Origin of the sequence: Pseudonocardia sp. ICBG1142 (assembly GCF_020496255.1) — a bacterium.
GTDB lineage: Bacteria > Actinomycetota > Actinomycetes > Mycobacteriales > Pseudonocardiaceae > Pseudonocardia.
In genome coordinates this window covers 1-26,280 of the sequence record NZ_JAHLJC010000022.1, presented here as the reverse complement: position 1 = coordinate 26,280, position 26,280 = coordinate 1, and the positions used below count along the sequence as shown (strand labels likewise).

Sequence of the window (26,280 nt, the reverse complement as noted above, 5' to 3'; positions counted from 1 at the left end):
CCAGCAGCGAGAGTAAAGCTGCCAGCAGCGAGAGTAAAGCTGCCAGCAGCGAGAGTAAAGCTGCCAGCAGCGAGAGTAAAGCTGCCAGCAGCAAGGGTGACCCTAGCGCCTGCTCGTTCGTGTCGCCGGATCCTGAAATCTGACCCCCGAGATGAACGCCCGCCGACCGGGCCGGTGCGCGGCGGGCCGGTTGACCTGGGTCTCGGTCGCGTCCAGCCGCAGTGTGACGCCTTCGTGTTCGGCGTAGGCCACCACATCGGCCAGTGTGCGCAGCCGCACCCCAGCCCGGTCGGTCACCGCGTGACCACGCCCGGCCAGCAGTGGCCGGACCTCGCCGACCGTGCGGGAGATCGTGGCTTGATCGACCCCGAACAGTACCCCGAGCACCGTTTGGGGGAGGTCCAAGCGCAGGTAGATCAGGGTGACCAGGACCCGATCGCCGCCGCGGCGATCATGGAGTCGGCCTTCCCGCTGCTCAGCCCAGGGCTCGGCCAACTCGGCAACGAGGTCCCCCAGGTGCTGACCAGACACACCGGTCAGGGCAGGATCAGACAAGGCGGCACGATCGATGATCATCGTCAACCATCGTGCCGCCACCCACCCCCGACACCGACACCGCTACTGCGCATCAGGTCGTATGGCGTTTGCGTTCGATCGGTAGGCGTTGCGTCCCGCCTGTCGAGCGAGCGTTCGTTGTCTCTGACGAGCACGTTGACACAAGCATGATGTCTACAGCATTGTTCTAGCTGCACAAAACAACTAGCACGATCACGGTCGGCCGGTGCTGCTGTAGATCAGCCGGTCGTGGTCTCCACCGGCTCGCGGGGATGGGGACAGCTGTCCGCTCCCGCGCCCCGGGGGTGCTGGCCAGGGTGGTGCGTGGGCCCCCTCGCCGAGACCTCGGACAGCACCCCCGGGAACCATCACGCAAGGGGGCATCCGCAATGAACCGTCCGGAGACGGTCGAGGTGCTGGCCCAGCTCTCGACCGAGGGCGCCGTCACCTGGATCACCGACAACGTCTTCAAGATCGTCCTGCTCTTCATCGTCGTGGTCCTCTTCGTGACCTCACTCAAACAGGACCTCGGCAAGATTTTCACCATCGTCTCCGGCGTGCTCGTGGCGATGGTCGTCCTCGGATTCGCCTTGACCGACGGCGCGATCGACAACACCGCTACCTGGCTGAGCAGCCTGTTCACCGGGGGGAATTGACGGTGCGCTCGCGCAGCGACGACGAGCTGTACTCGTTGCAGAACCGCTGGCTCGGCCCACCCGGCCGGACCCTGCTGTGGCAGGCCAGATACGCGGCCTACATCGTGTGGGTGGGCTACTTCTTCGTCTTCCTGGTCCTTCGCCAGCAGCTCGGCGACCTGCTCTCGGGCTTCCTCGGCTACCTGATCGTCGGCATGACGGCCCTGCTCGCCACCCACGTGACGATGCGGGTCGTCACCCCGGAACGGCCTGCCGGGCAGGTCCTACGCATGTTCTACGCAGAACTGAGCGCGCCGCGCACGATGCAGGCCGTCCGCACCGTTGCCACCCCCGACCCGCGGTGGGTGCAGGTGACCGTCGCCCGCCCCACCCCGGGAGACCGCCGATGACGACGACTAGACACGCTCAGCCTGACCCCGCCCCCAGCTTCTCCCCCGCGGGCTCGCTGTCCCGTCCGCTGCCTGTCGACATGACCGAGGCCGCCGTGGGGCGCCAGCGGCGGGACGAGAGGAAGCCACGTAGGGGCCGGCGCCCGGCGCCACCTCAGACCGGTCACGACCCGGAGATCAAGGAGTACGCGCCGAACCTTGCCATCCGTGGGATCAGCGGCCACCTCGTGCGCGCCACCACCGGCACGACCGCATGGTACCGGCTCGCCCCGCGCCCATGGTCGATGCGCTCGGACCAGGACCGCGAGGGACTGATCAGCACGACGGGTCTGGCACTGACACAACTCGTCGGCCGGTGGCTGCACTGGCGGGTCACCTGGCGGCCGTTTCCCGCCGCGGACTGGGCCCGCCTGCACGACGAGTGGGCCTGGCCGCTGCCCGACCAGCCCGACGGGGTGAGCTGGGAGGAACACTTGCTGGCCGAGCAGGCGCGGGCCTTGCAGTCGCCGAAGGCCATCAAGGAGGTCTTCATCGGTGTGGAGATCAGGCAGGGCCGCAGCAAGCTCGGCACCCTCGGCGACCGCCTGGCCGCCTCGTCGAGTCACCGCGTCGCGAACCTCGCCGGCCGCTGGGTCGACGCCGAGCTCTCCGCGCTCGACGACGAAATCCGGCGCGTCGACTCGCTGATGGCGACCTCGGCCCTGGCCGCCGAGCCGGTCAACGCAGCACAGATGCTCCACCTGCTGTACCGCTCCTGCGCACTCGGCCTGCCGGCGGAGACGATCCTGCCTGCGGCCCCGCACACCGAGTGGGAGGCCGAGGACATGGCCGCGGTCGAGGGCCTCGCGCAGTGGTCCTCCGAGCCGTATGCGCCGACCCTCCAGGTCCGAGGAGTTGCCGGTGGCCGCCGGCACGACCGACACCTGCTGGTCGCCTCCCTCGGCCGCATGGGCGAGATCGACGTGCCCGTGACCGACCTGCCGTGGATGACTGTCACCGACGAGCTGGCAGCCCCGGTCGAGTGGTCCGGCCGGATGCGAGTACTGCCGCAGGAGGTGTCGGCCCGGAGCCTGCGGCATGTCGCGGCACGGGTCGACGCGCAGCAGTCGCACTACGAATCCGAGCACGGCCTTGACGCCCCACCGGTGCTGGCCCGACAGATCGACCTCGCCTCACAGGTGCGCGACGAGCTGGACACCGACCACACTGGCCTGTCTGCGCGTTGCGAAGGCTGGTGGCGCCTGGCGATCCCGGGCGAAACCGAAGCGGAGGCGCTGGAGACGTTCGAGCAACTGCGCCACCTCTACCACCCGAAGATCGCAGTCGAGCGCAGCGAAGCGCAGCACGCGCTCGCCCGCGAGTTCATCCCCGGCGAGCCCCTGGCGACCACTGCCTACCGGCGCCGCATGAGCGTCCGGCACGCGGCCATGGCTGTACCAGTCGCCACCGACATCATCGGCGACCAGTACGGCCCGCTGACATTCACGTCCCGCACCTCGGACCGGGTGATCCCGTGGAACCCGTGGCACGACATGGACAACCAGCAGGTCTCCGGCCTCACCCCCGTGATCGGCGGATTGGGCTCTGGCAAGACCTTCCTGATGGGGACGCTGGCTGCGCAGGCCGTGCGCTCGCTGTCGGCCTACGTCACCTTGCTCGACCCGTCCGGACCGCTGACCGAGCTGACGAAGATGCCCGAGCTGGCCCCGTACGCGCGGGGACTGGCCCTGCTCGACGCCCCAGCCGGGACCCTCAACCCCTACTCGATGATCAGCGACCCCCAACCAGACCGCTACCCGGCCGGCAGGGAAGGCCAGGAAGCATGGGAACGGGACTGCGACGCCGCCCAGGCGCAGCGCTCAACCCTCGTAATCAGCGTCCTCACCCAGCTCCTCCCAGCGTCGATTCGCCGGACCGGGGACGTACAGCAACTTCTCCTCCAGGCCGTCGACCGGGTCGGCACCGGTCCGAACCACGACCTCGCAGAAGTCATCGACGCCCTCCGCCACGCAGGGAACGACGGGTATCGCCTCGCCGGCTCGCTCGGACCGATCCTGTCGACCTCGGGCCCGGCGCGACTGCTGCTGGGGAAACCGGGCAGCGAGACATGGGCCAGTGACACCGACCGGCTACTGGTGCTGTCGACCCGCGGCCTCTCCCTCCCGCGGGAGCATGTCGACCAGCAGGACTGGAGCATCGACGAGCAACTGTCGCTACCCCTGATGCACCTCGCCGCCTGGCTGGCCTATCGACGCGTCTACCAGCTGCCCCGTAACGCCCCCAAGATGGTCGGACTGGACGAGCTGCGTTGGTTGTCGGCCACCGCGACCGGAAAGACACTGATCACGCAGTTCTCCCGGGACAACCGAAAGTTCCGCACTCGCGTCCTGGTCGCCGGGCAGCTCGCCTCGGATGTCCTCCGCCTCGGCGGCGGCGACGAGACCGGCCTCGCCTCCCTGTGCCACGACGTGTTCGTGGGCCGGACCCTCGGTGACGAGGCACAACGGGACGCGCTGCGACTGCTACGCATCCCGACCGACATCGGCTATGAGGGGCGCCTCGGGGATCTGTCGACCTCGCCGGTCGGGGAGACACCGGGACTCGGCAACGGATCGAGCGCAGACGCACCGCGCGAGTTCGTGTGGCGTTCAGGGAGCTACTGCGAAGACGTCCGGCTCGACCTCGGCGGCGACCACTTCGCCTCGCTGCGGTCGGCGCTGGACACCAACGCCGCGCGGGCCCAGTCGTGAGTGCCGACGCGCTCCGACCGATGAGACCCCGCGGGCGGCTGTGGCGGTCCCTGGCTCGCTTCGTGGTCGTGACCACGATGGTGACCGGGCTGGCGGCCCTCGGTGCGGGGACCGCCACAGCACAGGACGCCGATCCCTGGGGCTGTAGGGAAGCTCCGGCCCCGACGGGCCCCACATCGGGCCCGGCCGGGTCGCTCAACCCGGGCATCGCCGAAGGTGTCCCTGCTGGCGGTGCCCTGGACGGGATCGACCCGCTCGGCACCTACGGGTACGGCGGCCTGGAATGGTCGACCTACGATCTGGGCTGCGGAGGCAACATTCGTGACCCCGCAGCCCTGATCGACACCATGTTCGGAAACATGTTCCTGGGGACAGGCAAAATCCTGTTCGCCGCCGAGCAGGGGCTCAAAGACTTGGCCGCCAGCATTGACGCTACTGACACGGTTGCCGAAGCTGCCCGCGAGTCGGCCGACCCGGTGCGCGAAGCCATTTTCTCCCCGTGGGCAGGGGCAGCTCTGGTCGTGGCGGCCACCGTCATGCTGATAGCGAGCCAGCGCGGCGATATCGGTGAAGTGATGACCCGGGCCGGTGCGATTCTTGCTGCCATCACGGTTGTGGCGTTGTCGTTCGGCTCGGGCGCACAGCTGTCCAACGATCTGAGTGGTGTCATCAGGACCGCGATCGACGACGCCATGCAAAAGACGGCGCAGGTAGCATTCCCGTCGGGCAACCTCTCCGGGGAGGAAGACCCGTCCTACGGGATGCGGAACGTCATCTATCGCGAACTGCTGTGGAAGGCGTGGAAGGACGGCGAGGTCGGCGTCAACGGTGACGAGCAGCGCGCCTGGCAGCTGTTCGAGCAGCAGGCGCTCAACCGGGCAGAAGAACAGCAGGTCAACGAGGGGAGCGGCGGCGAGGACCTGATCGAGGAGAAGGACGAGCAGTGGCGGACGATCGCCGACGATGCTCCACCGATGGAGTATCGCTCGATTCAGGGGCGCGGCGACTCCCGAACGGCGGCTGGCCTGTTCGCGTTGGCGAAGATCGCCCCGGTGTCGCTGCTCCAGATTTTCGCGTCGCTCGTGCAGTACGTCATGTACGTGTTTCTCGCACTGATCCCCGTCGGAGCCCCACTAGTCGCGCTACTGGCAATTATGCGACCCAATACCACTGAGAAGTCGGTGAAGGTGGTGGGGTCGGTGATTCTGGGTGGCCTCGTTGCTGCGGTCGCTGCAATCGTGCACGCGATCATTGTGATGTTCATGGCGCAAGGTGAACTCGGGTCGTGGGGCGCAATTCTGGTGGTGTGGGTGGCGACCGCTGTTCTGTTTAAGATAATGAAGCCGGTTGTTTCGCTGGTGGGGATCATCGAGTCGGTCCGGGGGCAAGCGGGATCGATCGGCTCTCGTGTCGGCCGGGCCGGATCGTGGATCAAGGGAGAGCGTCGGTTCCGGGCAGGGGTGCGGGTTGACGCGGAGCGGCATCAGGAGTTGGTGGGCGCCCTCAGCCGGCGGGTCGTTCCCGGCCGGGGCGGACTTCGGCCTGGCCCCGACGAGGGCGGCGGCCCGAACCGGCCCGACGGCGGCGGCCCGAACCGGCCCGACGGCGGCGGCCCGAACCGGCCCGACGGCGGCGGCCCGAACCGGCCCGACGGCGGCGGCCCGAACCGGCCCGACGGCGGCGGCCCGAACCGGCCCGACGGCGGCGGCCCGAACCGGCCCGACGGCGGCGGCCCGAACCGGCCCGACGGCGGCGGCCGCGGGAGCGGCACGGGCAAGCCGGACGAGCGAAAGGAGAAGGGCCGCTCCGGTGGCGACCCATCGCCCACGGGGCACAGGTCGACCCGAGGGGAGACAGGACCGTCGGGACGGAGCCGGGGCCCCTCCCCTCGCGGTGAGCAGACCGCGGCTCGTGCAGTCGGCAATCCCGCCGTCACCGTCGCGCGACGCGCAGCGTCGGCGCGGAACGTCGGCGGCGCTCGTGGGGCCGGCGTCGGCGCCTACCGGCCGACAGGAGCGGGCCGGCGCCCACACCGGCCCGGGACACCGGTCGGCGCAGCCCCCACAACTGGCGCCGTCGCGCATAACAGGAGGCCACGATGATCTGGCGCGCGCTGGTCGGATGGCTCCTGCGGTCGCGGGCCCGGTTCTTCGGGATGCTCGCCGCCGCCCTGGTCGGTGGACTGCTTCTGTCGTCGCTCACGTCGACAGGCGACACCCCGGCACCCGAGGCAGCGGCCCCGCCCCCGCCGGCCACCACGGCGGCACCCCCTCCGAGCATTCCATCGCAGCCTCCCGCCCCGCCGAGCCAGACCCTTCCCCCGCGGGACCTGGCGGTGAAGGTGGCGGAGCTGTGGGTGGACAGCAGCCCGCCGCAGCGGGAGTGGTTGGCGAAGTTGAAACCCCTGGTGACAGAGGAGTACGGGGCAGTCACGTTGGCGCAGGTTGACCCGAGGAATGTGCCGGCGTTGCAGGTGCTCGGACCGGCGACGCTGCGGGAGAGCCCGGACCCAGGGACCGCGATCGCCGACGTCCCACTCGACACCCTGACCCTGCGGGTCGAGATGGTCGACACCGGCGATGGCGGCTGGCGGGTGAGCAGCCTGGCCCCGGAGGAAGAGACGAGGGGAACCGCGTAGTGCCGGCCCCAGCCCTGGCCTCCGCGGCGGCGTACTACGCGCTGCGGACCCGCACCGGCCGCCGCATCGTGATCACCAGCGTGGCCCTCGGAATGGTGATGGTGCTGATGCTGGTGGTGGCACTGATGGCGGTACTGAGCAGCTCCGGGGGCGGCGTCAGCCCCGGCACGGCTGGCTGCGTCGCCGGGATGGCAGCCCCGCCACCACCCGGGGAGCCGGCCGCGGATGGCCAGCAGTGGGATGACGAACAGCGCGCCAATGCCGCAGTGATTGCCGCGACAGGTCAAGAGATGGGCGCCCCACCTCGGGCGCAGTGGATCGCGCTTGCCACCGCTATGCAGGAGTCGACGCTGCGGAACCTGTCGGGCGGGGACCGGGATTCGCTCGGGTTGTTCCAACAGCGGCCCTCGATGGGCTGGGGGTCACCAGCGGAAATTCAGGATCCGGCGTACGCGGCCCGCATGTTCTACGAACGGCTCCTCGAATTGCCAGGGTGGGCAGAGATGGCGCTAACCGCGGCAGCCCAGGCAGTGCAGGCGTCAGCGTTCCCGGACGCTTACGCGCGGTGGGAGCAGGCTGCCGCAGACCTGCTGGCAACGCTCGGCGGCGATGCGGCAGCCGGACTGGCGTGCCCGCCGGTCGCGGCGGCGCCGGCACCTGGTGGCGGGGGGTCGGCCGAGGCCGGAGCGGGCGGGCACGCGGTGGAGTTCGCGCACGCACAGCTCGGCAAGCCGTACGTGTGGGGGGCAACAGGACCCGACGAGTACGACTGCTCGGGCCTGACGATGCAGGCGTGGAAGGCAGCTGGCGTCCAGATCCCCCGGGTGAGCAGAGATCAGACGAAGGCCGGCCAGCAGGTGCCGCGTGAGCAGACGCAACCCGGCGACCTGGTGTTCTGGTCGTCGAACGGCGCCGAGTCTGGGGTGCACCACGTGGCGCTCTCGCTCGGCGGGAACCAGATTGTCGAGGCGCCGGAGAGCGGCACCCCGGTGCGTATCCGGGAGCTGGGAGGCTCCTATGACGAGCAGCGGTTGTTGCCGTACGCGGTCCGGCCCGGCCCCGCAGCGGAGCCGAGGGCTTAACGTGCGAGGACCGAGCGATTCACTGCCCTGGCGGCATCAGCAAGGTCGGGGACCTCAACGACGTCGACCCCGTGCTCGCGCAGGATGCGGGTGCTCTGGACGTCGGTCACGAAGTGGTCGGGCTCCCGCCATGCGAACACGACCCGTCGGATACCGGAGTCGAGGATCAGCTCTGTGCAGGTGCGCGGCTTGCTGGACCGCTGCGAACACGGTTCGAGGCTGCTGTAGAGCGTGGCCCCCGCCGGCGGTGTGCCGAGCCGGGCGAGAGCGACCTCTTCGGCGTGCTCGTGCGGCCCCGTCTCCCGCGAGTAGCCCGTGCTGACGCATTCACCGCCGACCACGATGAGCGCGCCGACGGCAAACGCGGTGCCGCTCGGCGGACACTGCTGCGCGAGCGCGATCGTCTGCCGGAGCCAGGTGTGGTGGTTGTCAGGCAACAGCGCTCTGCTTAGGCAGGAACCGCAGGAGTGTGACGTCCCCGATCTGGCGGCTCTCTGCGGGCGCCATCCGGTTGCGTGGGCCGCCGGGGAACTCGGCTGGGCTCACGAACCGCGGGGCCCCGCTCTGGCCGACGAGCAGCGGCGCGATGACCATGTGGAGCTCGTCGGCGAGCCCCTGCGACAGCAGAGCGGTGTGGATCGACCCGCCGCCCTCGACCATGAGGCGGCGCACGCCCCGGCGGCCGAGGTCGTCGAGCATCGCCGGAAAGTCGATCTCGGCGCCGAGGCTGTGCACGTCGGCGAGCTCGCCCAGCTCGGCCCGCAAGACTGGTTCGCCAGTGTCGGTGGTGTAGGCGAGCTTCTGCCCGCCGTGGTGCCAGAACTTGAAATCCGCGGCCAGCTTGCCGCTGCCGGTCACGGTCACCTTCAACGGGTACTCGGACCGTCCCTCAGCGACACGCTGCTCGCGCCGCTGCGCGCTGTTGACCAGCAGCCGCGGGTTGTCGGCCCGGAGGGTGCCGGCGCCGATGAGGATGGCGTCGGACTCGGCGCGGACAGAGTCCACGCGGTCGAAGTCGGCGTCGTTGGACAGCAGCAGGCGATCGACCCCAAGGTCGTCGATGTAGCCGTCGATGCTGGTCGCGACGCTGAGCAGGACGTACGGGCGCACGCGCGCTCCTTTCCTCCGCGGGTGCTAGGCGGTCAACGTAGCGTCCCGCATCGCCTCCCGGAACGCGACAGCATGTGGCCCGTTCTGCTCGGCGAGGGCGACGTCGAGCTGGCGCAGCTCTGTCGCGGTCCGGCCGGAGCGGGTGTCGCGGGCGATGGCGAGAGCCTGGAGGCCGGCCTGCGAGGCGGCGGCGGTGTCGTGGGCTCCGGCGTGGGCGATTGCTTCGCGGGCGAGGTAGACGCCGCGGTCACGGTGGAAACCGGCCGGGAGCCGGGTGATGGCGGCCCGGAAGGTCTCAACCGCGTCGTCGTGCCGCCCGAGGGTGGACAGGCTGCGGGCGCGGTGCATGTCGATGTAGGAGTCGTCGAGCCAGACCCCCCACGGGGACTCGCCGTCGAACTGGTCGGCGGTGTGGCGTGCCCCGTCGTAGGTGGCTTCGGCAGCGTCGACACTGCCGGCGAGGGCGTGGCCGTGCGCACCGAAGGTGTGGGCGATGGCGGCGATGCGTTCGTTCGGAGCCGCTGCTGCGGCGGCGTCGGCGAGGTCGATGGCGCCGAGTGCGTCGCCCATGTCGCCTGCGAGCTGGCTCTTGCGGGCGAGCACGTAGGCGGTCAGCTCGGGGTCGCCAGCCGGGTAGGACCACTCCAGGGCCCGGTCGAGCCAGTATCGGGACTGCTCGAAGTCGCCGAGGTCCTGGCACATCCAGCCGGCCAGCTCGGCGAACCGGGCCTGCATGTTGAGGAGGTCGCGGGCGTCAGCTCCCCGGATGGTCTGACGAATCGCGTGGAGGGAGCGGAGTTGCTCGTGCACGCCCGGTAGGGCGGTGGAGGCACCGAGCATGTTGTCGGTGTCGATGAGAAGTCGATGCGCAGCCTGAAAATGGGCGAGCGGCTTAACGTCCGCGGCAGCTGCCGGAGCCGCGGGAATTGTGCTGAGAAGCGACGCTGCCGCGGCAGCCCCCATGCCTTGAATGAATTGTCGGCGCGACGCGGGCACGAATACGACCTTTCCGTTCGGCAGCTCCTGTGCAATGAGCGGCTCGCCGGGCGAGCTGCTCGCTGCTGACGGTACCTGCTGCCGACCGGCCACCCAGAGCTGCTCGAAGTGCCCACCAGCGCGGAACAGCAGGTCGACGGCCTGGGCGAGCTGCTGGGTGGGGGCCCGCTTCCCGGTCTCGACCTTCGATAGCTGACCTGGGGAGTAGTTGAGTTTCGCGGCGCACGAACGCAGGCCGAGACCCCGTTGTGTGCGGGCCGCGCGAAGCTCCTGACCGAACACTAGGAACACTCCAGCCGGTCGATCCGATAGGTGTTGCCAACTGTTTCCAAAATACGGCAACGGGAGGCAACGGGAAACACCTTCCGTTCCTCCTTTCGGGTCGTCACGCTCTCTGTATGCGACAGATCCGCGGTGCCGGTCTCCGGCCATTCGACGCCTCCGTTTCAGCGGTGGGTGCGGTGTCGCATGGGCGGCGGGGCGGCGGCCCGGTGCGCGCTTGGCGGCCCGCGGACCCGACCGCTCCTTTGGGGTGACTGCAGCGTTAGCGGCCAGAGGTGAAGTTGTCACGCTTTAACGTCTTGACGTGAACATGTGGAGAGGGCTAACTTGTGGACATGCTTCGCCCCGCCAACCAGGGAGAACCTGAGATGAAGCCGAACCGCCGCAGCGCACGCATCCCACGACCCAGCCGCCGCCAGCTCCAGGTAGCGCTCTCCGGCGCGATGCTCACCGTCGTCGTCGGCGCCCCGGCCGCCGCCTCGTTCCACGGCCTGACCCAAGCCGGGGCCGGCGCTCTCGGCCTCACCGGTGGATGGGAGGTGCTGGTTCCGCTCGTGCTCGACGCCGGCGCCGCCTACACGGCGGTGCTCGCCGTCCGTGACGTGCTCGCCGGGGACTCCGCGTTCCTCAACCGGGCGCTCACTTGGCTCTACGCCCTCGGCGGTGCCGGCCTCAACGCCTGGTGGGGAACCACCCTCAACACGGCCGCCGCCCTCTACTTCGCCGCGGCCACCCTCTCTGCGGTCGTGCTGTGGGACCGGACGCTGCGCGCCATGCGCCGCGACCAGCTCCGCGAGCGCGGCGCCGTGCAGGACCCGACACCCCGCTTCCGCCTCGCGCGCTGGCTGGTCGCCCCCGGGGAGACGGCCCGCGCATGGCGCGAAGCCGTGCTCGAGAACGTCACCGACCCGGCGACGGCGGTCGACCTGGCTCGCGCGAAGGCCACGGCCGTCGAGACCGAGCGGCTGCACGGCCACATCGGCCGCGCCGACGACACCAGCGAGCACGACAGCGACGAGACGCCTAACGAGCTGGAGGGGATGAAGAAGGCCGCGGCCATCCGCCACGCCCTGACCCGCCTGGGCCCCGGCGCCGACCCGAAGGACGTTGTCGCCTGGCTGGAGGAGCGGGGCGTCCGAACCCAGACCTCCTACGTCTACGACGTCCGCAACCGCGACAACGAGAAGGCGGGCAACCGCGAGATCGGCAGCGCCGAGCCGCACCGCCAGCTGCACGCGGCCTCCTGACCTGACCGAACCCGACGAACCCGAGAGGTAGACCGATGGCACCCCAGGACCGAGGCCAGCTGGTCCACGCGGCACTGCTCCGACGGCTCGCCGACCACACGCACGCCATCGCCTCCCATGAGGCGGAGGGCGTGGCGGAGGTCGCCGCCGTGCTGTGCACCGACGCCCTGGAATCGGTGGCCCGTGACCTGCCCGACGCCTTGGTGTCCAGCGCAGCCCACGTGATCGCGGCTTTGCAGAGCTTCGGCCCGGCCGGGTCGCCCGACCCTGGGTCCGCGGCGGCCTCACTGGTGCACCTGGCGGAGGTCCGTAAGCGGATCGCCACCGCCGAGGCCATCGCACTCGTGATCACCACCAAGCCGGACCTGTGAGGGAGCAGCCCGATGAGCCTCTACGCCGCCCTGTTCCTGCTGATCGTTGTCCTGCTGATCGCGGCAGTCGCCCTCGCGAAGGCGGGCTCCGCGCTCGGAGCGCTGGTGCTCGGTGGCATCGCGCTGCTGCTGCTGGTCACCACGCCGATCGGCGCCGGCCTGCCGGCAGCGACCGCCGGAGCGACCCGCTCGATCGGCGAGTTCGGCGGGCCGGTCCTGGAAGGCAAGCGGCCGGAGGTCCTCACCGGGACCGCAGGGGAGGTCCTGGTTCGCCCGTGGGAGCGGGCCGTGGATGGGGCAGGCGAACTGCTCGACAGCGCAGATCAGCAGTGACCAGCAACGAACGCACACACCACCGGCGGTGCGGGCCCGAATGCCCCGGCCGAGCAACGGAGGAACGCAATGATGAACGGCACCGGAGTTTTCGCCCGCCCGCGCCGCCGCGGAGCCGGCCTCTGGCCGGTGGTCCTGCCGGCCAGCGCGCTCCTGGGCGTCGCCGCCGTGGCGACCAGCCAGAGCCGTCAGCTGGAGCGCATCGCCGAGATCGGGACGGTCCTGCTCGCGGTGGCGGTGGCGCTGTTCACCGTGACCATCGGCCTGATCGTCCTGGTGGCTCGCTTCCGAGCAGCCCGCCGCGACGACCAGCAGCTCGCCCCCGTCCCCGCCCTTCCCCCGCGGGGCATGACTAACGCGGCGGAGCAGATCGAGGAGGAGGCCGCGTGATGGCGCAGGTGATCGCCCTCCCGGTCGCGCGAGTCCCGGAGCCGGACCCGGAGCAGGTGGATAACACAGGGGTCTCTGCGGAGCCGGGGTCGGTCAGCGAACGGGCGGAACGCGCAGCACGGGCCGTCGACGAGTGCGCTGGCGAGGTGGAAGACCTGCTCCGGGTGGCCCGAGAGCTGAGGGCCGAATGGCTGGCCGGGCGTGAACCCGACATGCAGGTCGCACTCCTGGCTGTGACGACCCGACTGGCAGCAATCGCAAACGTCCTCGGCGAGACCCACGCCGACCTCGACGAGATCAGCAACGAGACGACTGGAGGTGGTGCAGCGTGAGCACCAACGCCCGAACGATCCGAGTCAAGGCCGCCGAGCGGGGCCTGACGGCCGAGCTCACCGCCCTGATCCTCGACGCTGACAGGGGCAGCGCAGAGCACGACTGGCGCCACCAGAGCGCCTGCGCGGCCCGCATGGACGACCTGATGTTCCCGGCCGGCGAGCTCGGCAGCGACGTGCGCCTCCGCGAGACGGCGGGGGCGAAGCAGGTGTGCGCGAACTGCCCGGTTCAGGCGCAGTGCCGCGAGTGGGGCATTGAGAACGAGGCGTGGGGCGTGTGGGGCGGCCTCGACGAGGACGAGCGAGCGATCCTGCGTCGCCGCCAGGGTCGGCCCTCGCTTCCGGACCTGCTTGCGGCCGAGCAGGACTGGGATGCGGCGTGACTGCGAGGCACGACGGCGCCGGTGCGACGCGGGCGACCGGCATAGCACCGGCCTGCGTCGCACCGGCCGGCCACTGCGAACTGCAGCCCGCGCTCGATGCGACAACGGTCATCGCGTTCCGCGCTGACACGCCGCACGCGGCGATCTCCGGCAGCAGCGCCGACACCCATGCCAGGCGCAAAGAAGCCGCAGCACGCGTGAACACGCGATCGCGTGAAACCGCCAGGACAGCCCCGCTCTGGGGGGCAAGACCGAACGAGGAGAAGCTATGACGATCACCGAGATCATGCAGTTTGTCGCCGCCGGGGCCGGCGGCGCCGGCCTGGGCGCCGCATGGGCGGCCTACTCCCGGTCGATCAGGGCGTGCGCGGCACCGGCGCGGGCGAACCGGGCTGCGGCCCTGGCAAAGCGAGGGGTCGAGCGCATGATGGGCCGGGCCGACGCCGGATGGGGTGACGACGAACGCAGCTGCGCCCGCCAGAACCCCGCGGCCGTTCCCGACGACGGGCCGGTGAGCGGCGGCGCCGTCTGCCCGCTGTGCGGAGACTCCAGCACAACCGGCAGCAACTACGACGCTCGATACCAGGACCTGACGGTGTGGCACGGGGACGGGTCGCACTGCTCGGAGGCGCCGGTCGACCCGGACGGCAGCCGTCTGCGGGCTGGCTGGATCGTCGCGCGACCCCATATCGAGACCTGAGTCAAGTGAGGCACCGAGGCTGCGATGACGAGCGGCAATGTACGCGACAGTGGTCACGTGAAAACGCGATCGCACAAAGCAGTGATGGAGGGATGACGCGATGAAGCTAATGCGTCAACGAGCTGGCGGCCGTCGGATGCTCGCGCACGGCCCGCTGTGGCTGCTGGTCGAGCTGACCATGACGAGGACTTACCGGTTCGCAGCCGGACAGGTGGTGCTGAGGTCCCCGGGCCGGTACGACTCGCGCTATCGCACGTGGGCTCCGTCTGTGCCGGAGGAGGTGCGGCTGTCCCGCGCCGAGGGCATCCCGCGTTCCACGTGGGCTCGCCGGCCGGGCTGGCACCGGCAGCTGGTGCGAGCTCTCGCCGTCGCGTGGGTGTGCGGCATGTTCGCACTGCCGACTGTTGCGACGCTGACGGGTCTCACCGCGGTCGCGGCGACGGCGGTGCGGGGCATTGTGCGAGCCCGGGTGCGACGTCGCTACGGCCCGATCGTCGCGCCCTGGTGGGAGTACGCCGCCGGGAAGCTCGGGCACGATCCGCAGAGCGACCCGATGCGATGGGTCGCATTTCCGAACCGCACCTGGACATGGGAGCCGATCGAACCGCTCGTAAGCCTCACTGCCGAGGACTCGTGGCTGTCCCGCCGTGCGGACCGGTTTGCCGGCTGGCTGCGGCGGTTCGTGACCCCCATCGCCGAGCAGGACTGGGTGACCAAGGCGCGTGCCCTCGGGGAGACCGAGGGGGTCGGCCAGGGCGCCCGGATGCTCGCTCGCCTTGTCGGCTGGCTTGTGCGCGCGGTCGAGGCCAGCCGAGCGGTCCGGGTCTGGCCTCACGTGAAGGTGAACGACCTGGCCGACGACGAGGCACGAATCCAACTGCACTACCCCGCCCGCTATGCCGGTCACGACGAAGACGTGAGCGCCATCAGCAAGATCGTGTGCCCCCGGCTTCCCGGTGAGTGGGAAGCCCACAACAGGAAGAGGGATCTGATGCTCGAGTTCCGCCACCCCACCCGCATGCCCGGCGCGTTCACGGTCACCAGGGATGAACTGCGCAGCGGCAACCCGCTGAACCCGCTGATCGGCAGGGACACCAGCGGTGATGTGACGATCCCGCTGAAGACGAAGACCCCGCACGTGTCGCTGGCCGCCTCAACCGGGTGGGGAAAGACCACCAGCGCCAATGTCATCGCTGCTCAGCTGCTTCTTCACGGCTGGCGCGGAGTCATCGTGGACCCCAAGCGGATCGGTTTCGTTGGCGCATTCCGAAACGCCAGCCCCAATGTCGAGATCAGGACCACGCTGGAGGGGCAGATCAAGGCGATCTGGGAGATCCGGGAAGAGATGAACCGTCGCTACGAGTTCATCGAAAATTACGTCGAGCGAACAGACGAACTGGGTATCGCGCCAATGCGGGAAAACCCGGAGGACTACTTCGAGCCGCTCTTCCTGATGGAGGACGAGAAGGGGTCTCTCACAGTCGCCATCAAGTCGTGGTGGAAGCGCGAGGGCGGCGGTTTAAAGGAGGACGGCACCTCGATTCCGGGTAAGGGCGAGCCGGAGCCGCTCGTGTGGATGCAGGAAATCCTGTGGCGCGGCCGCCAGGCCGCAATTCACGTGATTACACTGGCACAGCAGAACAATCTCAACGTGTTTCTGAACTCCGACATGCGCGACCAGTACATGTTCCGCATCCTGTCGGGCCCGCAAACGCAGTCGAGCTGGGTTATGACGTTCCAGGGAAACAAGCGGAAGAAGGTGCCGTCGAAGAAGGGCCGAGCGGTGTACGGAATCGGTCCGGAAGAGCCGCGCGACGTGCAGCTCGCCGCCATTACCGACGCCGAGGCGCGCCTTTGTGCGGAGGCAGGAATCGCCGTTTCGGAGGCCGCCAACGAGGAGCGCGCCGAGCGCCTCGCGCAGGTGGTCGGAGTGCCGACGGGCGCCGTGTCCCCCCGTCCCCTCTGGGTGGACGGGCCTGCGGAGATCGACTCCGGTGTCCCGGGACAGGCAGGCAGGGGGGACACCCCCGAGCCGTCGGCGTCACGCCCCCTGGCGATGGTCGCGCAGGCGGCCGGAGAATCCGCAGGTAGTGGCGTTGAAAACACAGACAGCGAGATCAACGAAATTAACGTGAACGCGCTAAACCGTGACTCGGAGAACGAGACCGAGGACGCCTCGGACAGCTCGAACGAGGGTTCGGATGAGGCGGCGGAAACCGACCCTGATCTGATCATCGGCGCCGCGGCTGCCGCAGCCTTCCTCGAAATCAAGGAGGACACCTTCAACAAGCGCCGCCGGCGCATGAACGGAACGATCCCCGGCGAAACTCTGGTCGGCCGCGCAAAGGCGTGGCCGAAGGTCGAGCTGATGGAATGGAACAACCTCTACCGCGAGAGCGAGAAGGCGGAGACGGTCAACGCATGACAGCGCTCAGGAAGCTGCTAGCCGGAGTGCGTGCACCCATTCGAATGCGGTTCGGATTTATCACCATCAACGGAGCCTGGGACCCACCGCTGCGATGGCGCTACACCTCCCACACATGACACTTGGGGCCCTGGTCGCGCAACAGCTGGACAGGCAGGGACCGCGTGCCTCTGTTCGGGCGAGTGCACTGGACAGGAAACCTGTTTGGGAACGGGAGGACGGAGTCAAGAAATGAAGACCAAGCACACAGCGCGGCGCTGCCAGGAATCCCTGCTGCTGCAAGTGGTCAAGCCGTTCCCGATGCAGGTCTGGACGGTCGCGCTCTACGACCCGCGGACCGATCCGTGGTCGGTTTGGCTGCTCGCGCGCGGAGGGCTGTCGAACGGTCCGGCCAGCCGACTGTCGGCGGGCTGCTACCGGACGATCGCCCGCGACCTGCTCGCCGCCGGCCTGTTCGAGCCGGTCGGCTGTCGGGAGCAGGTCGCCATCGAACCGGCCACCGTGGGCGACGCTGTCCGGATCGCGCACGGACCGACCATCGCCCACATGCGAGCGAACCGGCTCGGCAGCTTCCTGAGCCGCACCTACGCGCTCGTCGAGCCCGGCACCGAATCCGCGTGGGTCAACCCCGACGAACAGGTCGGCGCACTGCTGGCTGCCTAGCCGCAAGGGGAAGGGGCCGGCCCGGGAGGACCACCCGGCCCCTTCCCCGCGGGCGACGACGCCCACCTCGACGAACAGGAGTATTCGATGACCACACACCTCTACAGCCCCGGGCGCCTGCGGATCACCCCGCACAGCGCTGCGGCGCTCGACGACCATGTGCTGCCGCTAGGGTTCACCGACACTGGCCTCGCCGCGGTCAACCTCGACGAGGACCGCCACGTTCTGGTGACCGGCCCCGCGAGCAGCGGCAAGGCGACGGTCGCCCGAGCGCTGGCCGCCTACCTGCTCGCACAGGGCTGGGGAGCCATCATCACCGGCCGCAGGGTTCGCAGGGACTACGGGAACCTGGCGGGATGGGCGAACGCGCACGTCCGCGAAACCGAGGAGGCAGAGGCGGAGGACCTGCGGACCCTGGTGCAGGCGGAGGTGATGCGCCGGTTCGAGATCATGCGCGCGGTCAGGGCCGAGCACCGGGACCTCATCGGCTACGAGCCTCGGCGCTACTTCTGGCCCCTGGTCCTCGTCGAGGACGGTGACCTGCCGTTCAGCGCAGAGTGCCTGGCCTACTACTGCGGGTCCGCGGCGGTGCACATCGTCCAAGTCGTGCAGGCCGACCAGATCAAGGAGCGGGGCGACTGCCACCGCTTCTTCACCACGTGGATCGTCACGGCCCGGCCCGGACGCACGATCAGCGAGCAAACGTGGGGGCAGCTGTTCCCACGGCAGGTGTCGCCCCCAGTTCGGACCGGCCCCCACGTGAGCATCGCAGGTGAGGCCGCGGCGCCGCGCCCCCTGGAGTCGAGCTACTGCGATCACGTGGATCTGGAGCTGTGCGCGGCGGCAGGCGCCGCGCTGGCGGTCACCCAAGACGAGCACCGCTCGATGCAGCTCGCCGAGGTGCTCGGGACCCGGCCCGGCGCCGTCGGGCCGGCACCGGCGTGGCTGCTACGTGGCGGTGACCTCTGATGGGGGCCTGGCGGACCTGGTGTGCCGGCGCAGTGGCAGTGGCGGCCCTCGGTGTCGGGATGGCGAGCACCCTGCCCGAGTCGGCCGGGGCCCCGGCCGTCGAGACGGCCCTCGCGGCCCCCACGGCGGTGGCCGAGCTGCCGCCGCTGCGGATCGCCGAGGACGGCCCGGCCGACGGGTACCGGCGGTCCGAGTTCGGCGACGGCTGGGCTGCCGCGGTCGGGCCCGGCTGCGACGTCCGCGCCGCCGTGCTCGCTCGCGACATGGTGGCAACGACTGTCGAGGACGGCTGCGACGTCACCGCCGGCACGCTGGCCGACCCCTACAGCGGCGAGACCATCACCGGCCCGAGCCGAGAGGTCGACGTCGACCACATCGTTCCGTTGTCGCTGGCGTGGCGCACCGGGGCGGCGCACTGGTCGGATGAGCGGCGCGAAGCGTTCGCCAACGATCTCGCCAACCTGCGAGCGGTGTCGGCCCGGGACAACCGGTCCAAGGGCGACAAGGGGCCGGAGGAGTGGCTGCCTGACACCGGCGGGTGCGCCTATGCCCGAGACTTCGCGGCCGTCTCCGCGCGGTGGGAGCTGACGGTCAGCCCTGCGCGCGTTCACGCGGTCGAGGGGGCTTGTGGGTAAGGTGGTGCGTCGCACTGGTTTCGGAATCAGGAATTCGGCAAGGTATTGAGCATGGCCCCAACATCACGGCGGCCCGGGCGCCCCGATAACGGCGAGCGGGTCCAGAAGACGATGCGGTTCCCGGCCAGCTACTACCACTCGGCCTACCTGGCTGCGGCGGCGGAGCTCGGGCTCGACTTCAACGCCTACGTCAACTACGTGCTGGCCCGGCGGCATCGGCTCGCGCCGCCGGGCTGGGCGGCGCCGGCCCCTGATGAGCGGGGCGATCAGCTCCAGCTGGAGGAGTCGGTGTGACGGCCACCTAACAGTAGAAAGCCCGCCCCCGAAGGGGCGAGCTCCGGCAGCGGCGCAACGAGTGAGTCTTGGTTTGGCGGCCTTAGTCCACTCGTCACACCCGAGGTCTCCCAGCTCGTAGAGACACGTCTCTGCGGGCCGAGGTTTTCGACTGCAAGAGCGAGGTTACCCGTTGAGCGCTCCCGCGCACACCCCACCAGACGGCTTCGGCGACCGCGTGTCGCTGGAGCGGTTCCTGAATGCGCTGACCGAGGCCGGTGTCTGGCACCGCGTCCGGGGGATCACGTCGACTTCCGATGCCCCCTCCCCGACCATCCGGACACCGACGCCTCCGGCTCGGCGGACTGGAAGCCGCCGGACGGTGCCCGGCCCGGCCGGATGCTGTTGAAGTGCCACCGGTGCGGACAGAAGCGCACGGCCGAGATCTTCGACGAGCTGGCCCTGCGGCAGACCGACCTCTACGACGACCCGCCCACCCGCCCGAACCGTCCTTCTGCCCCGCGGGCACGGGCCGCGGCCGCCGTTGCCACGCCGCAGCGTCGGGCCCGGCCCGCCCGGGGCGACAAGAGCGCCGCCCCGCCCGCAGGGCTACCGACCACGAGCACGGTGCGCCTGTTCACCGAGGCAGACGGCACCGAGCGCTACCGCCTGACCCGCCGCGACCCGACCGGGCCCCGCGCCCACGAGGGACGCAAAGAGTTCAAGTGGGAGCACCGCGGCCCCCGCGCGACCCAATGGAGGATCGGCAAGGAGTGCAAGGGTTACTGCTACCGCTGCAAGGTCTCGTTCAACCCCGCGGACACGGTGAACTGCCCCAGCTGCTCGGCCCGGCGCGTCTGCACCGCGTGCGAGCACGGCGACAAGCCAACCGTCCAGCTCTACCGGCTCCCCGAGGTCCTGGCTGCGGTCGCCGCTGGCCACCGGGTGTGGCTCTGTGAGGGCGGAAAGAACGCCGACGACCTGGCTGGGCACCTTCCGCACGGAGAGGTCGCCACCACCGCGCCGGACGGCTCCAAGGGCGAATGGAAGCCCGAACACACCGAAACCCTCGCCGGCGCGAACGTTACGATCATCGCCGACCGCGACAAGCCCGGCTACGACTACGCCGCGCGGATTGCAGCCGAACTCAGTACTGCGAGCTGCACCGTCCACGTCGTCCGCACCCCGCTTGACCAGCCCGGCGCGGACGTCTCCGACCACCTGGCCGCCGGCCGGACACTGGCCGAACTCGAGGAGGGCTCCCCCGAGACGTGGGCGAACCCCGGCCCGGCCGCCCCCGCCGCAGCTCCCAGCCCAGCGGAGGAGTCCGTCGCCAGCGTCGCCGACCGTGCCCGCCAGAACGGTGACGACCACAACGACGGTGGCGGCAAGAAGAAGGGCAAGGGCGTCGGCGGCGGCGGGAACCGCGGCAGCCGACTACTGGAGATGGCGCTGGAGGAGTACGAGCCGGTCTGGGCGACGACCGGGGAGCACTACCTGATCCCGCGGAACGGACCCCGTGTCGCCCGCCGACTGACCGAGGGGCGCCGCTCGTTCATCGCCGAACTGTGCACCAACTTCCACGACCGCACCGGCGAGTTCGCCGAAAGCAACCACCGCAGCAACGTCCTGCTGATGCTGCGCGGCTACGCCGAGCGGACCGAGCCGATCGAGCTGGGGAACCGTGTTGCCCGCCACGACGACTCGATCCTGCTTGACCTGGGGGACGAATCGGGCCGCGTAGTCCAGATCGACGCCGACGGATGGACCGTCCTCCCGGAAAGCCCGGTGCTGTTCGGTCACACCGCCCGAACCGGAGCCCTGCCGGTCCCCACACGCGGCGGGGGAGCTCTCCGAACTGTGGGAGCTGGTCAACGTTCGCCCGGCAGACCGGCCGCTGGCCGAGGCCGAGCTGATCGGACGCTACTTCCCGAACATGTCGCACCCACTGCTCGTGCTCTCGGGCGATGCGGGCAACGGCAAGACCTCCGCAGCGGAGACCCTGACTCAGCTCGTCGACCCGTCCCCCGCCCCCGTGATCAGCCTGCCCACCGACCAGAAGGATTGGGCAGTGCAGATCGGCCAGGCGCACTCGTTGGTCTTGGACAACGTCGCGAACCTCCAGCAGTGGCAGTCCGACGCGCTGTGCATGAGCGTCACCGGCGGGCGCACCCAGTTCCGAGCCCTGTTCACCGACGGCGGGCTGGTCAGCTTCGGTGGTCAGCAGTGCATCACCTTGACCGCGATCGACATCGGCGCCCAGAAGGCAGACCTGACCACGCGGATGCTGCCGGTCGAGCTGGAGCGGTTCTCCCGCGGCCAGCGGCTCTCGGAGCAGAGGTTGAAGGCTCGGCGAGAGGAGATCCGGCCTCGGCTGATGGGGGCCCTGCTCGACCGCGTGGCCGAGGCGATGAGGATGCTGCCCCGCGTCGACGAGCTGGACCTTGACCTGCCGCGTCTGTCGGATTTCGCCCGGCTCTGCAAGGCCCTCGACCTGGCCGACGGGAACGGTGCCGACCGGTACGGCGACTACCTGCGTCTCCTCGGTCAGCAGGCCGCGACGATCGCCGACGAGGACGAGGTGTCCGCGGCCGTGATCGCCTGGATGCGCACCCGCGCGAGAAACGGGGGCGAGACGAGCTGGGAAGGCACCTCCACTGAGCTGCACGGCGAACTGAATCGCGCCACCCTGCACCGGTCGCGGTACTGGCCGGAGACCCCCATCAGCTTTGGCAAGCGGCTCTCGACGGTGGTCGCCCCGCTGCACGAGGCCGGTGTCGACGTCAGCAAGCCCCCGCGCAGCGGCAAGAAGCGCACGTGGCGGATCACCCTGACCGGGGACAACGAACCGGCCATTGAGGCCGCGACCCCGCAGACCTCTCCCCCGCGGGATACCGGGGTCGAGACCCCGATTGAGGCGACGCCGCAGCTCACCGAGCAGGCCCCTGTGGCATCCGGAGCCTGCTCGTCCTGCGCCGATCCCGGTCCGTTCTGCGGCCACGGTGGCATCGACGACCAGGCGGCGCCGTGCGTGCTGTGCCATCAGCCCACGGTGGTGCGTTCGGTGTGTGGGGCCCCCAGGCACGGGGACTGCATGGGAGGCGGCGGCCAGCCCTCTCAGCCAGCCCCGGTCCCGACGTCGACCCCCGCGCCGCCTCCGGAGCCGGAGCAGGAGGCCCGGCGGGAGGCGGCGGCGCCTGCACCGCGTGACTCTCAGTCTCGTCGGCGTGGCCCGGCACGCGCGACCCGCTCCATCCGCCCTCGGGAGGACGACGACGATGAGCGGGAGCGCGTCACCCTTGACGAGGAGTTGCGGCACTTCGCGTCGGCACTGCGGAACCGGGGCGTGCAGGACTCGGACCCGGACACGGTGCGGCAAGGTCTGGAGCGGTTCCATGAGGTAACTGACGGGCTGCGCATGGTGTCCTACCCCGGTGAGGTCGGGGTTGCGCTCTACGCCCGACTGGCGGGGAAGCACGGCAACATGAAGGTGCCCGCAGAGTTTCACAACCCCCAGGTCGAGGAGATCAGCAGCAAGCTCCGGCTGTTCCGCGACCACCTGATCCCCGGCGCCGAGATCACGGACGAAGTGCAGTACCGGGTCACCGGCTGTGACGTGAACGCGCAGTTCCTCGCCGCAGCCGGTTCCGTGGAGCTGGGCCACGGCGACCTGATGGAGGTTGACAACCCCCGCAGCATCGACGGACTGGTCAAGCAACCCGGCTACTTCCAGGTGGCCCGCGACGTCGACACCGGACACAGCGCGTTCGGACGTGTGAGGAAGGGTGAGTGGCTCACGACGCAGTCGGCCAAGTACCTCGTCGGGGACCGCGACGTCGACCTGCCGGTCAGCAAGGCAGTCATTTGGGAGACCAGCAGCAGGGGCCGGCGTTTACGCGCCTGGACGGGGCAGATGCGTACCGCGCGGGAGCAGCTCAGTAGCGCTGCCGCAACCGACCCGGGCGCCGCCTACGCGCTGATGGTCGTGAAGTCCATCTACACCAGTTTTCTTGGCGGCATGCTCCGCAGCGAGAAGCGGAACAAGACCGTCACGATGCGGCGCGACTGGTCGGACCAGGTGGTCACGCTCGCCAACGCGAACATGTGGCGTGCCCTCGACAAGATCACCGACGAGCGTGTGCAGGTCCTCGGGGTGCGCCGAGACTCCGCATGGTTCCTCGCGTCGGCAGAACTCGGACACGTCGAACCATCCGGGCTGGTGTTCTCCGAGCAGCCCGGCAAGTGGCGGGTCGAGCGGAACCGGTCCGGCCCGCTGACCGCCGACATGCTCGCCGCCTACGAGAAGGGCTCGGCCGAGCGGTTCCTGCACGGGCTGATCCGGTCCGCGGAAGCAGACGCACAGGAAGGGGCGGAGTGATGCCGAACGCGCGCACGATCCTGCAATCCCTGGGTAGGGCGGCGAACCCGCGGGAAGCGATCGAATCCCTGACCGCTGAGCACGGCCGAGGAACGACCCGCTGGGTCGCCGAGCAGCTCGGCGTGAGCATGAGGACCGTGCAGCGATGGCGGAAAGGCACGCAGAGTCCCCGAGACACGGGACAGGTGACCGGCCTGGCGAACGAGCAGCGGGTGCGTATCAACGCGCTGCGCAACGCCCAGACAACCTCGGTCGGCCGCGTCTCGGTGTACTCCAGGAGCAGCGGGACGCTCGACGGTGGCCGGGACGTCGGAACGGTCGGGGTGGACTTCAACATCGCGGCCGACCTGATGGAGCAGGGTGCCTCGGAGGAAGAAATCCAGGCGGCGATCAGCGATGCCGTCATGGACGGCTACGGCGGCAACGGCTTCGGGGACGTCCTGACTATCGACGACTACGAGTCGTTCGACCTAGCGTGACAGTATAGCGACTTCACGCGAACACGTCAAGACGCTATTGTGCCGGTCATGTCCGCATCCCAGAACCAAGGTCGGCCGCCGAAGGTGCTTGCCATCAGCTCACCGAAGGGCGGTGTCGGTAAGACGACGACCGCAGTGAACCTGGCACACCTAGCGGCGCTGGAGGGGTACCGGACTTTCCTGGTCGACGCTGACCCGAACCGATCGGCGACGGAGTGGGTGGAGAGCGCTGGCGAGCGGATGACGTTCGAGGTCGAGGCGGTGGAGAAGGTCCAGGAGGGGAGCCTGGCAATGCTGCGTGAGCTGCAAGGCTTCGACCTGGTGCTCGTCGACCTGCCCGCCGCGCGAAGGAGTCATCGGCGTGGGACGTGCTGCGGAGAGGGACCGGCGGCGTGCCCGCCTTCGATGCGGTAGTCGTGACGTCCGGTGTGAACACGATGGACATGCGGCCTGTGCTCCGAGAAATCGACGCCAGCCTGTACAAGGAAGAGGTGCCGTACCTGCTGGTCGGCTGCCGGGTCAAGACTCAGAGCGTGCCGCAGGCCACGACGGATCTCGCCGAGATCGCAAGCCTGGGATACACAGTGGCGCGGACCCTCATCCGCGAGTTGACGGTGCACTCAGACTGCGTGCGGGAGTCGCGCCCGATCACTCAGATGCCGGGCGGTGCCCACTCCACTGCTCGGGCCGCTGAACGCGAATACCGAACCCTTGCTAGGGAAGTGTTTGCCGGACTGCTCGGGATGGGGACGGAGGCCGATCGAAAGCTGCTCGCGGGGCGGCGTGGGATGAAGTGGCCTGACGCCGCTTCCGAGTCCTCACAGAAGAAGGGGAAGAAGTGATGGCAGCAAAGAAGTCAATCCTGGGCACCCTCGACTGGTCGCCGAAGCCGGAGGACGAGGCCGACATTCCGGCCCAGGCTGAGGAGCCGCCGCCGGAAACCGAGCAGTCAGCGGCCCGGCAGACCAAGGTGGACCGCAAGACGCCCGCCCGGCGAGCGCCGGCTAGAAAGTCGACGCCCCGCCAGGGAGCTGCGAAGCAGACCGAGCCTGCGGCTGGGCAGGACGAGGCCGCCACCGCCGAAGAGTCGAGTTCTCGAACGAGGCGGGACCCCCCGAAGGTGCTGAAGCCGGCGTCCACGAGCGAGGCTGCCAGGATCAGCCTCTACCTGCATCCGAGCTACAAGCGGGAACTGGCGTTGCGGAAGGTCGACGACGGGGTCGACGAAAACACTCGCATTCGTGCCGCGCTCGCGCTGTACCTGCACGACGAGCGAATCCAGAGCCGCGTCGACAAGCTCGCCCGCGAGAGCCGAAACCAGTGAGCGCACAGTTGTCGCCCGGATGAACGAGCCGGGCAGCGATAGTGAGGATGGCGTTGTCCGCGAACCGGCGCGACGATTAGGCCGGTGACAATTGGCGGTAGAACTGATCGGAGAGAACGCGGATGGCGCAGATTAAGACGATTCGGCTGGTCGACGACCTGACCGGGCAGCCGGCCGACGAGACACTGGAATTCGGGGTCGACGGCAAACGCTACGAAATTGAGCTGTCGGCGGACAACGCGCCCCGCCTGCGGAATGTCTTGGCAGAGTACGTCGCCGCGGCCCGGCGCAAGAGCGTTGCGGCCCGGCCCCCGCAGTGGTGTCGGGCAGCGTGCGGTCGTCGACCGAGAGCACAACCGAACAACATGATCAACAAGCTAGTGAGAACACCTCAGTGGGCACGAGCCCGCGGCATGAAGGTCTCTGATCGGGGCCGCATCCCCGCGGGTCCTGGGCGCCTACCACGAACGCAGCGCAGGGTGAGCTGAACGAGGCAGCGAGTGGAGCCCGGCCCCGAAAGGGCCGGGCTCCACTCATGTGCAGGGGTGATCGCCACAAGTTCACGTGTTGACGTGAACACGTGAAACCGCTAACGTTGTGGACGTAAGCGATCGAGAGCGGAGAAGGCGACTGTGACGACCGCAGCGAGGTCCGCGACGACCGACGAGACGCAGGCAACCTGCCCGGCCGTGGATGCCGTCAGCGTCCGCGTCGTCGCTGAGTTGACCGGCCACCTCGGCCTGTCGGCCGACGAGCCTCGGCCTGTCGGGCACGGGCTGAGCTCGCCTGCGAGGGGGCGGCGGTCGGTGGGGTGGTGGGTTTTGGGCCCTGGGCGCGAGGGGTGCGGGAGAGGCGATCTGGGCACCTCGGTCGGCTTCCGGGCCGGGGTGGAGCTGCCTGCGCGGAGCGCGGAGTGCTGA

Annotated in this window: 29 protein-coding genes; 24 read left to right on the top strand and 5 right to left on the bottom strand. The window is 69.5% G+C overall.

The window, feature by feature from the left end:
* Positions 1-102: 102 nt before the first annotated feature.
* A complete protein-coding gene (locus tag KPL59_RS13475) occupies positions 103-576 on the bottom strand; it encodes a transposase family protein (RefSeq protein WP_226360993.1) in 474 nt (157 codons plus the stop codon).
* A gap of 368 nt (positions 577-944) precedes the next feature.
* Here KPL59_RS13475 and KPL59_RS13470 point away from each other — a divergent pair, with 368 nt between their 5' ends.
* From KPL59_RS13470 to KPL59_RS13445, 6 genes are all read left to right on the top strand, one after another.
* A complete protein-coding gene (locus tag KPL59_RS13470) occupies positions 945-1,211 on the top strand; it encodes a hypothetical protein (RefSeq protein ID WP_226360992.1) in 267 nt (88 codons plus the stop codon).
* A gap of 2 nt (positions 1,212-1,213) precedes the next feature.
* Complete coding sequence (locus tag KPL59_RS13465; protein ID WP_226360991.1) at positions 1,214-1,600, top strand: hypothetical protein; 387 nt, start codon at positions 1,214-1,216, stop codon at positions 1,598-1,600.
* Positions 1,601-1,680: 80 nt separating this feature from the next.
* A complete protein-coding gene (locus KPL59_RS13460; protein ID WP_226360990.1) occupies positions 1,681-4,350 on the top strand; it encodes an ATP-binding protein in 2,670 nt (889 codons plus the stop codon).
* A 68-nt stretch (positions 4,351-4,418) separates the two neighbouring features.
* Positions 4,419-6,452: a hypothetical protein gene (locus tag KPL59_RS35650; protein ID WP_255677039.1), complete on the top strand. Its 2,034-nt coding sequence runs from the start codon at positions 4,419-4,421 to the stop codon at positions 6,450-6,452.
* Positions 6,449-6,988, top strand: coding sequence for a hypothetical protein (locus tag KPL59_RS13450; protein WP_226360989.1), 540 nt, complete (start codon positions 6,449-6,451; stop codon positions 6,986-6,988). The genes KPL59_RS35650 and KPL59_RS13450 overlap by 4 nt, the downstream gene beginning before the upstream one ends.
* Entirely contained in the window at positions 6,988-8,070 is a 1,083-nt protein-coding gene (locus KPL59_RS13445; RefSeq protein WP_226360988.1) for a C40 family peptidase, read from the top strand. Before KPL59_RS13450 ends, KPL59_RS13445 begins: the two co-directional genes overlap by 1 nt.
* Here the strand turns inward: KPL59_RS13445 and KPL59_RS13440 are convergent.
* From KPL59_RS13440 to KPL59_RS13430, 3 genes are read right to left on the bottom strand one after another with little or no spacing between them, the layout of a single operon-like run.
* Positions 8,067-8,507, bottom strand: a complete 441-nt coding sequence (locus KPL59_RS13440; protein ID WP_226360987.1) for a deaminase — start codon at positions 8,505-8,507, stop codon at positions 8,067-8,069. The two genes, KPL59_RS13445 and KPL59_RS13440, sit on opposite strands and share 4 nt — an antisense overlap.
* On the bottom strand, positions 8,500-9,180 hold the full coding sequence (locus KPL59_RS13435; RefSeq protein ID WP_226360986.1) for a dihydrofolate reductase family protein: 681 nt from the start codon (positions 9,178-9,180) through the stop codon (positions 8,500-8,502). Before KPL59_RS13435 ends, KPL59_RS13440 begins: the two co-directional genes overlap by 8 nt.
* Before the next feature lie 24 nt (positions 9,181-9,204).
* A complete protein-coding gene (locus KPL59_RS13430; protein WP_226360985.1) occupies positions 9,205-10,458 on the bottom strand; it encodes a helix-turn-helix domain-containing protein in 1,254 nt (417 codons plus the stop codon).
* A gap of 368 nt (positions 10,459-10,826) precedes the next feature.
* Between KPL59_RS13430 and KPL59_RS13425 the strand changes: the two genes are divergently transcribed.
* The 12 genes from KPL59_RS13425 to KPL59_RS13370 all read left to right on the top strand — a co-directional run bounded on the left by KPL59_RS13425 (position 10,827) and on the right by KPL59_RS13370 (position 19,200).
* On the top strand, positions 10,827-11,705 hold the full coding sequence (locus tag KPL59_RS13425; protein ID WP_226360984.1) for a DUF2637 domain-containing protein: 879 nt from the start codon (positions 10,827-10,829) through the stop codon (positions 11,703-11,705).
* A 35-nt stretch (positions 11,706-11,740) separates the two neighbouring features.
* Complete coding sequence (locus KPL59_RS13420; protein WP_226360983.1) at positions 11,741-12,076, top strand: hypothetical protein; 336 nt, start codon at positions 11,741-11,743, stop codon at positions 12,074-12,076.
* A gap of 12 nt (positions 12,077-12,088) precedes the next feature.
* Positions 12,089-12,409 (top strand): hypothetical protein, encoded by a 321-nt coding sequence (locus KPL59_RS13415; RefSeq protein WP_226360982.1) that lies wholly within the window; start codon positions 12,089-12,091, stop codon positions 12,407-12,409.
* Between the two features lie 69 nt (positions 12,410-12,478).
* On the top strand, positions 12,479-12,799 hold the full coding sequence (locus tag KPL59_RS13410) for a hypothetical protein (RefSeq protein ID WP_226360981.1): 321 nt from the start codon (positions 12,479-12,481) through the stop codon (positions 12,797-12,799).
* Positions 12,799-13,131: a hypothetical protein gene (locus KPL59_RS13405; RefSeq protein WP_226360980.1), complete on the top strand. Its 333-nt coding sequence runs from the start codon at positions 12,799-12,801 to the stop codon at positions 13,129-13,131. Before KPL59_RS13410 ends, KPL59_RS13405 begins: the two co-directional genes overlap by 1 nt.
* Positions 13,128-13,514 carry a WhiB family transcriptional regulator gene (locus tag KPL59_RS13400; protein WP_226360979.1) on the top strand — a complete coding sequence of 129 codons (387 nt, stop codon included), beginning with the start codon at positions 13,128-13,130 and terminating at the stop codon, positions 13,512-13,514. Before KPL59_RS13405 ends, KPL59_RS13400 begins: the two co-directional genes overlap by 4 nt.
* Before the next feature lie 268 nt (positions 13,515-13,782).
* A complete protein-coding gene (locus KPL59_RS13395; protein ID WP_226360978.1) occupies positions 13,783-14,214 on the top strand; it encodes a hypothetical protein in 432 nt (143 codons plus the stop codon).
* Between the two features lie 136 nt (positions 14,215-14,350).
* Positions 14,351-16,639 (top strand): helicase HerA domain-containing protein, encoded by a 2,289-nt coding sequence (locus KPL59_RS13390; protein WP_226360977.1) that lies wholly within the window; start codon positions 14,351-14,353, stop codon positions 16,637-16,639.
* A gap of 231 nt (positions 16,640-16,870) precedes the next feature.
* Positions 16,871-17,302, top strand: coding sequence for an SsgA family sporulation/cell division regulator (locus KPL59_RS13385; RefSeq protein ID WP_226360976.1), 432 nt, complete (start codon positions 16,871-16,873; stop codon positions 17,300-17,302).
* An 87-nt stretch (positions 17,303-17,389) separates the two neighbouring features.
* Positions 17,390-18,271, top strand: coding sequence for a hypothetical protein (locus KPL59_RS13380; RefSeq protein ID WP_226360975.1), 882 nt, complete (start codon positions 17,390-17,392; stop codon positions 18,269-18,271).
* Positions 18,272-18,330: 59 nt separating this feature from the next.
* The gene (locus KPL59_RS13375) at positions 18,331-18,906 is read left to right on the top strand and encodes an HNH endonuclease family protein (RefSeq protein WP_226360974.1); all 576 of its coding nucleotides are present in this window, start codon (positions 18,331-18,333) and stop codon (positions 18,904-18,906) included.
* A 51-nt stretch (positions 18,907-18,957) separates the two neighbouring features.
* Positions 18,958-19,200 (top strand): hypothetical protein, encoded by a 243-nt coding sequence (locus tag KPL59_RS13370; protein ID WP_226360973.1) that lies wholly within the window; start codon positions 18,958-18,960, stop codon positions 19,198-19,200.
* A 1,416-nt stretch (positions 19,201-20,616) separates the two neighbouring features.
* Here KPL59_RS13370 and KPL59_RS13365 read toward each other — a convergent pair.
* Positions 20,617-20,982, bottom strand: coding sequence for a hypothetical protein (locus tag KPL59_RS13365; protein ID WP_226360972.1), 366 nt, complete (start codon positions 20,980-20,982; stop codon positions 20,617-20,619).
* Between the two features lie 133 nt (positions 20,983-21,115).
* Between KPL59_RS13365 and KPL59_RS13360 the strand changes: the two genes are divergently transcribed.
* The 6 genes from KPL59_RS13360 (at position 21,116) to KPL59_RS13335 (ending at position 25,848) form a co-directional block, all read left to right on the top strand.
* Positions 21,116-23,557, top strand: coding sequence for a hypothetical protein (locus KPL59_RS13360; RefSeq protein WP_226360971.1), 2,442 nt, complete (start codon positions 21,116-21,118; stop codon positions 23,555-23,557).
* Complete coding sequence (locus tag KPL59_RS13355; protein WP_226360970.1) at positions 23,557-24,036, top strand: hypothetical protein; 480 nt, start codon at positions 23,557-23,559, stop codon at positions 24,034-24,036. The genes KPL59_RS13360 and KPL59_RS13355 overlap by 1 nt, the downstream gene beginning before the upstream one ends.
* Before the next feature lie 48 nt (positions 24,037-24,084).
* Complete coding sequence (locus tag KPL59_RS13350) at positions 24,085-24,450, top strand: ParA family protein (RefSeq protein ID WP_226360969.1); 366 nt, start codon at positions 24,085-24,087, stop codon at positions 24,448-24,450.
* On the top strand, positions 24,429-24,878 hold the full coding sequence (locus KPL59_RS13345; RefSeq protein ID WP_226360968.1) for a hypothetical protein: 450 nt from the start codon (positions 24,429-24,431) through the stop codon (positions 24,876-24,878). Before KPL59_RS13350 ends, KPL59_RS13345 begins: the two co-directional genes overlap by 22 nt.
* Complete coding sequence (locus tag KPL59_RS13340; RefSeq protein ID WP_226360967.1) at positions 24,878-25,360, top strand: hypothetical protein; 483 nt, start codon at positions 24,878-24,880, stop codon at positions 25,358-25,360. Before KPL59_RS13345 ends, KPL59_RS13340 begins: the two co-directional genes overlap by 1 nt.
* A gap of 122 nt (positions 25,361-25,482) precedes the next feature.
* Positions 25,483-25,848, top strand: coding sequence for an Lsr2 family protein (locus tag KPL59_RS13335; RefSeq protein ID WP_308187879.1), 366 nt, complete (start codon positions 25,483-25,485; stop codon positions 25,846-25,848).
* Positions 25,849-26,280 lie beyond the last annotated feature (432 nt).

Bases quoted from the DNA above. Each gene is read 5' to 3' on its own strand.
- KPL59_RS13475 (WP_226360993.1), bottom strand. From the start codon at position 576: ATGATCATCGATCGTGCCGCCTTGTCTGATCCTGCCCTGACCGGTGTG.
- KPL59_RS13470 (WP_226360992.1), top strand. From the start codon at position 945: ATGAACCGTCCGGAGACGGTCGAGGTGCTGGCCCAGCTCTCGACCGAG.
- KPL59_RS13460 (WP_226360990.1), top strand. From the start codon at position 1,681: ATGACCGAGGCCGCCGTGGGGCGCCAGCGGCGGGACGAGAGGAAGCCA.
- KPL59_RS13450 (WP_226360989.1), top strand. From the start codon at position 6,449: ATGATCTGGCGCGCGCTGGTCGGATGGCTCCTGCGGTCGCGGGCCCGG.
- KPL59_RS13425 (WP_226360984.1), top strand. From the start codon at position 10,827: ATGAAGCCGAACCGCCGCAGCGCACGCATCCCACGACCCAGCCGCCGC.
- KPL59_RS13420 (WP_226360983.1), top strand. From the start codon at position 11,741: ATGGCACCCCAGGACCGAGGCCAGCTGGTCCACGCGGCACTGCTCCGA.
- KPL59_RS13415 (WP_226360982.1), top strand. From the start codon at position 12,089: ATGAGCCTCTACGCCGCCCTGTTCCTGCTGATCGTTGTCCTGCTGATC.
- KPL59_RS13410 (WP_226360981.1), top strand. From the start codon at position 12,479: ATGATGAACGGCACCGGAGTTTTCGCCCGCCCGCGCCGCCGCGGAGCC.
- KPL59_RS13405 (WP_226360980.1), top strand. From the start codon at position 12,799: ATGGCGCAGGTGATCGCCCTCCCGGTCGCGCGAGTCCCGGAGCCGGAC.
- KPL59_RS13395 (WP_226360978.1), top strand. From the start codon at position 13,783: ATGACGATCACCGAGATCATGCAGTTTGTCGCCGCCGGGGCCGGCGGC.
- KPL59_RS13390 (WP_226360977.1), top strand. From the start codon at position 14,351: ATGCTCGCGCACGGCCCGCTGTGGCTGCTGGTCGAGCTGACCATGACG.
- KPL59_RS13385 (WP_226360976.1), top strand. From the start codon at position 16,871: ATGAAGACCAAGCACACAGCGCGGCGCTGCCAGGAATCCCTGCTGCTG.
- KPL59_RS13380 (WP_226360975.1), top strand. From the start codon at position 17,390: ATGACCACACACCTCTACAGCCCCGGGCGCCTGCGGATCACCCCGCAC.
- KPL59_RS13375 (WP_226360974.1), top strand. From the start codon at position 18,331: ATGGCGAGCACCCTGCCCGAGTCGGCCGGGGCCCCGGCCGTCGAGACG.
- KPL59_RS13370 (WP_226360973.1), top strand. From the start codon at position 18,958: ATGGCCCCAACATCACGGCGGCCCGGGCGCCCCGATAACGGCGAGCGG.
- KPL59_RS13360 (WP_226360971.1), top strand. From the start codon at position 21,116: ATGTCGCACCCACTGCTCGTGCTCTCGGGCGATGCGGGCAACGGCAAG.
- KPL59_RS13355 (WP_226360970.1), top strand. From the start codon at position 23,557: ATGCCGAACGCGCGCACGATCCTGCAATCCCTGGGTAGGGCGGCGAAC.
- KPL59_RS13350 (WP_226360969.1), top strand. From the start codon at position 24,085: ATGTCCGCATCCCAGAACCAAGGTCGGCCGCCGAAGGTGCTTGCCATC.
- KPL59_RS13340 (WP_226360967.1), top strand. From the start codon at position 24,878: ATGGCAGCAAAGAAGTCAATCCTGGGCACCCTCGACTGGTCGCCGAAG.
- KPL59_RS13335 (WP_308187879.1), top strand. From the start codon at position 25,483: ATGGCGCAGATTAAGACGATTCGGCTGGTCGACGACCTGACCGGGCAG.